11 protein-coding genes and 1 pseudogene are annotated in these 9903 nt (G+C 62.2%); 1 reads left to right on the plus strand and 11 read right to left on the minus strand.

What is annotated here, in order from left to right; translation table 11 throughout:
- The coding region (locus ACFFN1_RS04520; RefSeq protein ID WP_376839013.1) for a transposase family protein at window positions 1-281 on the minus strand (281 nt) is incomplete at its 3' end.
- A gap of 237 nt (window positions 282-518) precedes the next feature.
- Here ACFFN1_RS04520 and ACFFN1_RS04525 point away from each other — a divergent pair.
- Complete coding sequence (locus tag ACFFN1_RS04525) at window positions 519-641, plus strand: hypothetical protein (protein ID WP_376839035.1); 123 nt, start codon at window positions 519-521, stop codon at window positions 639-641.
- 242 nt (window positions 642-883) lie between these two features.
- Here ACFFN1_RS04525 and ACFFN1_RS04530 read toward each other — a convergent pair whose 3' ends face one another.
- From ACFFN1_RS04530 to ACFFN1_RS04575, 10 genes and pseudogenes are all read right to left on the minus strand, one after another.
- Window positions 884-2497 carry an IS1634 family transposase gene (locus ACFFN1_RS04530; RefSeq protein ID WP_376839015.1) on the minus strand — a complete coding sequence of 538 codons (1614 nt, stop codon included), beginning with the start codon at window positions 2495-2497 and terminating at the stop codon, window positions 884-886.
- 317 nt (window positions 2498-2814) lie between these two features.
- Entirely contained in the window at window positions 2815-3138 is a 324-nt protein-coding gene (locus ACFFN1_RS04535; RefSeq protein ID WP_376839017.1) for an RNHCP domain-containing protein, read from the minus strand.
- A gap of 71 nt (window positions 3139-3209) precedes the next feature.
- Window positions 3210-4364, minus strand: coding sequence for a glycosyltransferase (locus ACFFN1_RS04540; protein ID WP_376839019.1), 1155 nt, complete (start codon window positions 4362-4364; stop codon window positions 3210-3212).
- A 2-nt stretch (window positions 4365-4366) separates the two neighbouring features.
- Window positions 4367-4855 (minus strand): hypothetical protein, encoded by a 489-nt coding sequence (locus ACFFN1_RS04545; protein WP_376839021.1) that lies wholly within the window; start codon window positions 4853-4855, stop codon window positions 4367-4369.
- A complete protein-coding gene (locus ACFFN1_RS04550) occupies window positions 4848-6164 on the minus strand; it encodes an MFS transporter (protein WP_376839024.1) in 1317 nt (438 codons plus the stop codon). Before ACFFN1_RS04550 ends, ACFFN1_RS04545 begins: the two co-directional genes overlap by 8 nt.
- Complete coding sequence (locus ACFFN1_RS04555; protein WP_376839026.1) at window positions 6161-7042, minus strand: hypothetical protein; 882 nt, start codon at window positions 7040-7042, stop codon at window positions 6161-6163. The genes ACFFN1_RS04550 and ACFFN1_RS04555 overlap by 4 nt, the downstream gene beginning before the upstream one ends.
- Window positions 7043-7138: 96 nt before the next feature.
- Window positions 7139-8098 (minus strand): class I SAM-dependent methyltransferase, encoded by a 960-nt coding sequence (locus ACFFN1_RS04560; protein WP_376839028.1) that lies wholly within the window; start codon window positions 8096-8098, stop codon window positions 7139-7141.
- Window positions 8088-8852, minus strand: coding sequence for an arginase family protein (locus tag ACFFN1_RS04565; protein WP_376839030.1), 765 nt, complete (start codon window positions 8850-8852; stop codon window positions 8088-8090). Before ACFFN1_RS04565 ends, ACFFN1_RS04560 begins: the two co-directional genes overlap by 11 nt.
- Window positions 8836-9414, minus strand: a complete 579-nt coding sequence (locus tag ACFFN1_RS04570; protein ID WP_376839032.1) for an SPASM domain-containing protein — start codon at window positions 9412-9414, stop codon at window positions 8836-8838. Before ACFFN1_RS04570 ends, ACFFN1_RS04565 begins: the two co-directional genes overlap by 17 nt.
- Window positions 9403-9789, minus strand: a pseudogene (locus ACFFN1_RS04575) (radical SAM protein); the annotation flags it as partial. The pseudogene ACFFN1_RS04575 and the gene ACFFN1_RS04570, both read right to left, overlap by 12 nt.
- Window positions 9790-9903: the final 114 nt, after the last annotated feature.

Here is a 9903-nt window from a genome sequence, read left to right on the forward strand (position 1 = left end):
TGACGCCATACGCGGCCGCATTCGACGCATTTGTACCGGCGGAGGCGAATGTGAAGCGTGGTGGGCCGGTGGCCGAAGGGTTCGTGGGCGAGGCGGCGGACGACGGTGTCGCGGACGATCCCGTGTCCGCCACACCGTCGGCACCAGTCATCGGCAGTGTTGGGCTGGCATTCCAGAATGGCTTTGTGCCCGGTGATGTGCTGGCCAATGCACGTGAGGTCAAGAGAGTCGAGCCGGCAGAATGTCGTGAGATCAGGAGATGAGAAAGTAAGCTTGGACACGTCGAGGTCTTTCGGATGGACTGTGTAAGAACTTCCATTATCGGAAGACCTCGACGTCTATCCGGACAGCGCCACGCCGTGTCCTGAAATCACTGATCCACACCCTCAATTACGAAGAGCCCGAAAAGATCCAGGAGGTTGGCGGCGACGCCGCCGAGGGGGTGGCCGTAACAGCCACCCCCTCCCTCGCATCTAGGACGTGAGCACCTTTCGTGAGAGAGGTGGTTTCGGTGACCGATGCGGGTGATGTCGGCTGGTGACGGCTACAAGTACCTGCTGCGCACTGTGGCGGCTGGTGATGGTGACCGGTCGTTGTCGACTCCGCTGACCCGCTACTACGTCGAGGCTGGAACGCCATAGGGGAGCAAAAAGTAGTCGCGTCTTCTTCGGCGTAACTTGGCGGTTTCAATCTACTACGGGGGAACGCACTGGGGCGAACACCCCGCATGCGGACCAGGCTGACAGAGGCTCGGACTCACAGACGCGTCGTCAAAGGCAGAGGTCCCAACGTGCTCCACCAACCAAAGCTCATCATGTGACGCTGCGGCAACGCGTGCGAGGGGAGTGAATCAGACCTGAGTTGGGTCATTGGTTTTAGTGCCTTAGCTGGGTGGGTTGAGGTGGTCGAGGATGATTTGCTGTTCGGGTTGGATTTCCGGGGGCAGGGTTGTGGTGGTGCCGTTGATGTTGATGGTCGCTGAGCGCAGTGGTTTGAGGGTACGCAGTACCCGGCGCAGGGACAGGCCGGTGCGGTTCTGGACTGTTCTGGCGATGGCCAGGGCTGCGAAGACGATGGTGAGGTGGGCTTCGATGGCGTCTTTGGTACGTGCGAAGATCGGCCGGGCTCGTAGATCGGTCTTCGACATCCGGAAGGACTGTTCGACATGCCACAGATCGTGGTAGCTGGTGATGACTTCACCGGCTGGCATGGTCCCGGCATCGATGTTGGTGACGTAGCCCTTCCAGCCGGTCAACCGGCAGGCGGCGTTGTAGGAGCTTTCATCGAAGGTCTTCTTCGCGTTTGTGGTGGTGACGAACCGGGCGTTCTTCGGCCGGGTGTCGCCTTCGATGATCGCGATCGCCCGAGCACGCTGCTGGTTGAGTGTCCGCTGATCGCGCAACGCACGTTTACGCCGGTATTGCCATACCGCCCGCCATGCCTTCGGGTGCGTGCCCGGGTCCCAGATCGGTGAGAGGGTGTGCTCTTCGGCCAGGCGTGCTCCCCGGCGTGGAGTCAGCGTATCGACGATGTGACCGTCATCGGCGTAATCGCCGTGAGTGGCGAAATAGGCTGCCAGCTCGTACGGGGCTTTCGTCATCCGGGAACCGACGATGAACCGCAGCCCGGCGGCATCGAGCTCGTTGAGGTTCGCAGCTGAGAGCATCCCAGCATCCGCGACAACGACCATGTCAGCGATACCGTGCCGGCCCTGGAACTGCTTGACGATCGGGATGATCGTGCGTGTTTCAGCTTTATTGCCTTCATAGCAGCCGATCTCTAACGGAAACCCGTTGCGATCGACGAGTAACCCCACCACGATCTGTGGATCGACGCGCCGTTCTTTGGAGTAGCCGACGCGGCGGAGCTGATCTTCGTGCTCAGCTTCGAAATACAGGGTCGTGACGTCATAGAGGACCAGCGACACATCACCACTGTCTGCCACGTGTTCAAAGCAGGCACGGGCGATCTGCGCCCGGTAGTCACCGGCATGTGCCCGGCGCAGGCAGCGTTTCCGGGTCGAATGACTCGCCGAGCGCTGACCGAGTTCAGCAAGCACCCGATCGGCATCGAGCAGACTGGTCGGTTCGACCACGCGGGCGATGACGAGATCTGCAAACACCGCATCGTCAACACGGTCGAACCCCAGACTGGCATACACCCCTGCCAGCGCGTCATACAACACCGCCGAGGACGACTTCACGACCCGACCACCCGCGACTAGCTGCCGCTTGCCATCCTGGGCTTGTGGCAGCAACGTTTCAGCAGGCGCTGGGATCAACGACGCTTTAACCATCTTCGGAGCCAATCCCAGATCCAGCACGCCCTGATGATCATCAGCAAGCAGCTGGCGCGCATGCTGAACCAATAGGCCAAGCTGCGCCTCATCATGAGCTGAACCCAGATGACGAACAATCCGCCGCTTTCCATTGACTGACTCCGCGATCTGCACCGCCGTCGCTCCCGAAGCCGTCCGCACCCGCCGAATCCACGCCACACACCCAGTATAGGCAGCACATTAGTGCCTAAACCAGACACTAACCACCAACATCACCCCAGGTCAGCGCACCGCAACCCCGAAAACTGCGAAACCATGACCCAACTCAGGTGCGAGGGGAGTGAATCAGAGCGTGGTACCAATACAACACTTTGCTGCGTTTGGCCTTGCCGATGGGGGCACGGAGAGCGTGGACTCCGCTTCGGGCACTCTCGCGAAGCGACGTGACTGAAGCGATGATCCAAGAGGCATTTGCAAAGTCTCAGAAAGTACAGGGCCATAGGGCGAGAGAGTCTGAATTGGGTGACTTAGATAAACTAGGTAAACAGTCGCGCGGCCTGATCTGCCTGAATTCTCAGAATGAGGTCAAAATCGTCATCCGGGGCCGTCCGGTTGCGCTTCACCTCACCACACCGCTCGCATCGGTAAATTAGGATGTGGCCCTTATTGCCTCGGTAGTCCGTTCCGGTGGGCCGCAGGATGCCATGGCAATCGCAGTTGCGGTCGCCAGGTACCTCGTCCACGTGCAGCGAGCACAGGCAGTAGGGGCAGTGATCCCGGATTGTCCCGTGGCGGATCGGCGACACGCTACGCCCGCACGACACACAGACGAATCCGGTGTTCTCAAGTTTCCTTGCCATCTTTTGAGCACCTTAGAGGTCAGGTCTTGGAGTCAGAACTAGGATACCAACTTCTAACACGCGCCACGCCCTCAGGCGTGCGGTCGGTGCGACCCGGGCGCGGCCTTACACTCGTTGAGAAGCTGGACCCACTGCGAGACAATCACATCCATACCGAAACGGGCCAGTACGTCGGCCTCGTCGACCCCGTGGCCGTTGGCCCGCAGGACCGCATTGACCACGTTCACCAGGAACTGCCGCTCGCCAGGGGTGCCTGGCACGACCAGCCCCTGGGAACCGCAGAGTTCTGGCAGCGCCCCGACCTGTGACACGACTGGGACAACACCGCGCTTCATCGCTTCGATTAGCGCCATCGAGCCGGTCTCAACCGACGCATCGGGGTGCAAGAATACATCAGCTCCAGCGAGCATCCATGCGAGGTCATCACTGTGCTGCGGCTCGCGAAACTCCACAACATCACCGTACCGCTCCCGGACCTGCGCGAATGAGCCAATGTTGGCCAACCTGCCTTGGTCGACTGGAACATAGACCGGCTCACTTTCGTCGCCGTCGTAAAGCCTCGGCGATGACGTGGTGACAAAGCGGAAGCCATCGTCCATTGCACACACGGCCCGCGCTACCTGGCAGAACAGCCCCAAGGACTTGCGCGGGTGGGAGGTGTTTACCACTGTTGTGACGGCTGCTGGCTTGCGGGTTGCGCTGACGTCGGGGTCGTCGGTGAGATTGTAGATTCGGGTCAGCGGCGGTGATGTCGCCAGCTCCTGCAGCCACTGCCGACGTTGCCAGTCCGAGACCAGGACGGCGCGGTGGTACCCGGCGAATAGCGAGTCCGGATGATCGACACGGCCTATGATCTCGTGCCGGTGCCCCAGCGCGAGCAGGTCTTCGACAGCATCTCCGGACCAGAGGAGATGGGTGCGCTCATGCTTGCGCCGGGATCGAGCCTCCCAGCCGTAGGTGCGCACCCAAACCACGGGAGCGGGCGCGGTGAGCGCGAGCACCCGCTGAAGGTCCGCGAGCGGATGTAGGAGCACGCCGCCCCACTGGCCGGATTCTACGTTCCCGACGTAGTGCACCTCTCCAGGCCGCTGTGTCCTTAGTTCCCGGGCCAGCAGCAGGCACGCCTTCTCGGTGCCCGGCAGTGCAGGCAACTGGCTGTGGTACAGGTGGATCGGGATCGTGCTGGGGTTGACGAACACTACCTGCGGCGGCGGGTCCAGGGCCACGTTCACCTCCTCCGGTAGGCCCGTGCCAGCCCAGGCAGGCTGACCGCCTCCCAATGCTGAGTCGGCTCTCGGTAGTGCGCCACGCCCCCGTCGTCCTGAGGGTCTGCACCGTCCGAGCTCAGGTCCGCGGCCTGCAAGATCAGCACCACCGACAAACCGCGCCTGCGCAGCTCGCTCGCCCACGCCTCGATCAACGGGTCACGAGCCAAGGACTCGGGCATGACCAGGGTTGCTGTCGAGTGGTCCGCGACGATGTCGGCCAGCACCAAGGACTCGACCGCCGCTTCCCGGACGATCCGCTCCAGCCATCCGTCGAGCACCAACTCCTGGGCGACCTCGGCCGGAATTCGCCCAATCGGGTCACGATGGACGCAACGGAACCCGGTCCCGGTAGACAGCACGATCTCGTCCGACGAGACCATGTGCACGGTGGGCGTCGGGCGGTATGTGGCACCGGTCTGGTCGACGAGCCGGGCATCGGGCTCAATCATCTTTGATGCTTGCCGTGGTCGAGGAAAAGGTCAAGGCAGCTACCAGCGCCGCAACGCCAATGCCAGCTCCGGCTAGCACAAAGACGAAAGGGGTTGAAGTGAGGTCGGCAACCACACCCCCCAGAAACAGGCCTACCGTCATGCCAAGGCTGCCGACCGTACCGATCACCGCGTAGACTCTGCCGAAGAAACGTCGGTCGATCGTCAACTGCATCTGGGCTGCCACCGTGCCGTTCAACAGCACCAGCGGGAGGCCCTGAACGAAGAACGCCACCGCAGCGACCCAGAAACTGGGCCAGATTCCCGGCACGGCAATCGTCACTGCGTAGACGCCGAGAGCTAGGGCGGTCACCCAGCGAACGCTGACCGCGTCAGGGGTCACTAGCAGTGCAAGTCCACCGAGCAAGGCGCCGACGGAGGTGATGGCTAGCAGCAGGCCGTAGGTACTCCCGTCACCTTCCAGCGCCTCCAGGACGTAAACGATGAGGATTGACTCCGGCATCCAGCCGAAGAGATTCCAGAGCCCGAAGACCGCCACAATGTTGCGCGCGAACGGGTTCCGCCAAGCCACGACAAGGCCGTCCCACAACTCCTTGATGAAGGTACGTGTGCGATCCTCAAGAGTCGTGGCCGTCGGTTGGGGCGTAGCTTCCGCTGCGCGCTCGTCCCACTCGTTCCCCTGCCGCGCCTCATCGTGTTGTCCCTCGGCCGGCGACTGATCAGGCACCAGTACGTGCGAGCGATGAAGGGAGCGTAGTGCGAGCGCAACGATTAGCAACAATCCTGCGCTCAAGGTGAAGGGCGTGGTGGCAGACCACCCCACCAGGACAGCGCCCACAAAAGGCCCGATAGCTCCGTTGCCAAGCTCTTGCACCCACCGGATGGAGGCATTCGACTTCAGGTACTCGTTGGGTTCCGTGAGGTCGGGGACGACCAGTACTGACGCTGAGTCGTAGAGTTCTTCTAAGGTGCCGAAGATGAAGGCGAACGCGCAGAGCAGCAGGATCGACCCGGCACCTAGGTAGAGCGCTACGGCGAGCCCCATCAACAGAAGCGCTCGGGCCAGGTTAACCAGGTACAGGGTGCGCAGCTTGCTCCATCGATCGAGCATTACGCCGATCGGTATGGAGAGAAAGACCTCGGGTAGCGTTGCTACGGTGGCAACTAGCGCGACCTCCAGAGCTGAGTCGGCGTATCCGGCGGCGAGCGCGGCGAAGGCAGCGACCCGGATCCCATCGACGATGTTCGACCCCAGAGACACCGCGGTGATCCGCGCGACCGGCCCACGCACTAAGGTCCGTGCGCTCATGGGGCTATTTCCTTGTGCATCCAGACGCCCGGTATTTCTCGTCCACCCATACGGCGGTAGAATTCGGTGAGTTCGCCATACTCCGGACCGTCGAAGCGGCACCCGTACTCGATCACCCCATATCCTCGCCCAGCGAGTTCCTGGATCGTGTCAGCGACAATGAACTTAGTGAGATGCGCTGCTGTTGCTGCCTGATCGAGGCTGCCCCAAGTAAACACCTCTGCGGATGTCTGATCGTGCACGCTGATGCTGAAGCCCAGCATCCTTGCGGTGTCCTCCGTGGAGCTGTAGAGCCGGGCAGAGGCCAGGTTGAGTGCAGGTGCCGACAGGCGGGTCAGTGAATCGACCGTGAAGGGACAGTGACCGCCGCGCTGTCCGCTGTGCGCGACATACATTTGTACCACCGCGGCTACGTCCTGCTCTGAGTCGGCGCAGCGGCCCACGAAGACCCGACTGGCGCTGGAAATCTGGCTCCGAACCCGAGACGAAACACCTGCGAGCACCCCTGCTCGCTCGACGCCCTCGATGGCGTAGAAACTGCGACTGACCTGGCTGTAGCCAGCCTCGTCAAAGGCCAGGCTGACCGGCGTGACGAGCCCCCGCACACCACCTGCACAGACGGCAGATGACTTGACCAGGACGGCTCGCCTGGACCGCTGGACCGCGATCTCCTCCAATCTGGTCGCGAGTTGCAGTGCGGCTGCGTAGACGTCGGGGGGTTCTGCCTCGTCCGCGACCACGACGCCCGAAGGGTCTGTCACTCCTACGACGAGGGAGTCACCGTCGTCGCAGTAGGACGCTGCGGCGACGACCCCGTCCAGGTCGGACTCGCAGACCAGATAGCCGATCTCACCTTCCGCGTTGTCAAGTGCCTCCACCCAGAAAGGGTGATGGGTCACCCATCGGCTCCGGGTGCTCGACACGAAGTTGGCGTAACTGGTGGCAGATTCTGATACAAACAACAGGTTTCTCTCTTAGGCGTTGTAAAGGGCCGGAGCCGCGAGGTCCGTGCGGTCCAATACGAACCAGTAGTTGCCACTGGCCGCCCGCCGCTGATGCTGCGCGTCCAGCGGCTGGAGTTCATCTGCGTCGACCACACCGTGCACCGACCACAGTCCCTCACAGGCGAAGAGTGTACACCAGCCCGAGATCGCCAATGAGAGCTGGGACTGAAGTTCGTCGACAATGGGCTTGCCATCGCACCAGACGCGAACCCGCTCGATTTCGAGATCGTAGTCGCTACGGGGCTGCCGCTCGGCCAACTCCCACCGCACCATCACTTTCTTGTCTGAGTCGCCGAAACCTTCCCATTCGGCATACTCGCCGGGATGGGGACGCTCGACCAAATCCGTGCCGAAGGAATCGAGGTGAACCAGGTACCTGCCACCGGGTTCGACGCTCATCGCCGCCCGTCGAAGGTGGGCGGCGACCGCATCCGTGCTGGGCAGGTACCGCATGGTGTTCAGTGCCGCGAAGGCGGCCGGATAGCAGGGCAGGAGTGCCACCTCGGCCAGGTCGCCGAGGACCAACCTTGGGACGCACGCTCGTCGCCGCCCGCTCACCTTAGCGGCGAGGTGATTCAGCGCGGCACTAGAGGAATCGACACCATCCACCTGGTAACCGCGCTCGAGCAGCGGGATCAGCAAGCGGCCCGAGCCGCACCCAAACTCCACTAGGCGGCCGACCTCCGCCATGGACGTGATGAAGTCGAGCTCTGCGCCGGGGTCCCAACCAAAGACGTGGTCATATAGCGCCGGCTGGTCGAACAGCCGGCCACCAGGTGGATGAAACCCGTCGTCGTCGCTTGGTGGTAGCGCGGCATGCGCCACCACCTTGGTGACCGCGTCCGGCAAGCCAGACGACTGTTCAGTTCGGCCGTGGCCACCGAGGACCACCTTGGACGTCCACGTACCCAGCGGGGTCTCAATGAGCATGAGACCTCCCCGGCTGGATTGTGACGTCCCCGCCATCAGGGACGGGAAGCCGTAGAACGCTGCTTAGGACGCCTCCCACCACGTCAGCACCGGGGTCTGGTGCGGCCATGGGCACCCACTCAACGATATCGGCAGCAACTACTCGTCGCCCTGCCACTGCGTCGTTCAATTGGCTGTCCAGCCATTCCATATTGGTGCTCGGTCCGCGGGCACCGATCGGGACAGGAAATGAGACGGCAGACAGCACCTGTGGGTCGAGGACATCGACATCGATGCTCAGATACACCAGATCGCTCTCCCTTTCCGGTCGTCGAGATGACACCCCCGCCGGCCATTCCTCGCGCACGCCACGGCTGTCGACCACCACGCCCTGTCGCCGCAGGTGCCGGGTGAAGGAGTAGTTGGTGATGTTTTCAGCCGGCCAAGCGTCATGATGGGCGTCGAGGTGGACCAGGTCCGGCGTGGCCTTTACCGCCTGCCGAACGCCGGAGTAGGCGAAGTAGGTCGTGGCGTGGTCGCCGCCCAGCACCAGTGGGGTCAGCCCGGCTGTCACGGCCGCGAAGCAGTAGGACTCGACCAACCGCGCCGCGATCTGTCCGTGGCGGCGATCGATGAAGAGGGGTGGAGGGTGATCTGGCCATTGCGCGGCGAGCACCGACAACCAGTGATCACGGACGTTGCTGGGTCCACCCTTAGTGGAACCGGCGTCCACGTCACACAGAATCACCGCCCAGCGGTCACCGGACTCGTGCATAGAGACTGGCGAAGTCGATGAAGGCGGTGCCTGGGTTCTTGTTCTTGTTGCAGGCTATGTAGTCCGGGCCGCTCAGCCGGCCAGTGTCGTTGTAGGCATTCGACCGGCATCCACCGCCGCACGAACTTCCGGCCGGGCAACTGGTGACGTTCTCGCAGTTGGTGTGCCGCAGGCTGGTCATCATGTCGTTCTCGTACCAAGCATCCCATAGCGAAGTATCCCTGATGCTCGGACCGGCGAGCTGCGGCTCCTCGCGGGACGTCATGGTGGGACAGGCTGCGATCTCGCCCTCAGCGGTCAGGTAGAGGTAGGAGTAGTAGACGCCACAGTCCGGCTCAAAGGTCTCAGCTGAAACGTCGGTGCCGCAAGCCTTTGATGGGAGCACGCGGTCGCCGAGATATGGAGACACGACGTCCCAGAAGGTTTCGTTGCTCACACCGACATCGTTGGCGGCCTGCGTCGTGCCAATTATCCGGTCGATGTTGATCAAGAAGTCGGGATAGCGGTCAGAGAAGAACTTGATCGAGTCCCCCATAGTGGTTGTGTTGCCGCGATGCACCATTAGGGAGATGCGACAGTCCACACCGGCTTCGTGGAGTCGGTCCAGACCCGTCAGGGTGCGCCGGAGCGCATGACGATGACCTCTTGCCGCGTCATGTACCTCGTCGAGATGTGAATCCACGGAAACCTGCACGTATGCCACCGAGAGTTCGCGCAGAGTCTGGACTACAGCCGGTGTGAGTAGGGTGCCGTTGGTGTGCACAGTCACGATCATCCCGAGTTCCCGAGCGCGTGCCACCTGATCACGCCACCCCGGGGTCATCAAATACTCCCCGCCGGTGAAGTCGATCTGCTGTACTGCCATGGCATCCGCTTGGTCGATGATGTCCATGACCTCATCATGACTCAGCCGCTCCCTACGGCCGGGTCCCGAGGTCGAGTAGCAGTAACCTGACTTGGCTCAAATTAGTCAGGTTTGATCGTGGCGTAGGACGCTGACTGCACACCGACTTCAGCAAGAGTTTCGATTGATTCGAACTTCGAGCCAGGA

This window comes from Brevibacterium otitidis, from assembly GCF_042429315.1.
Classification (GTDB): Bacteria; Actinomycetota; Actinomycetes; order Actinomycetales; family Brevibacteriaceae; genus Brevibacterium; species Brevibacterium otitidis.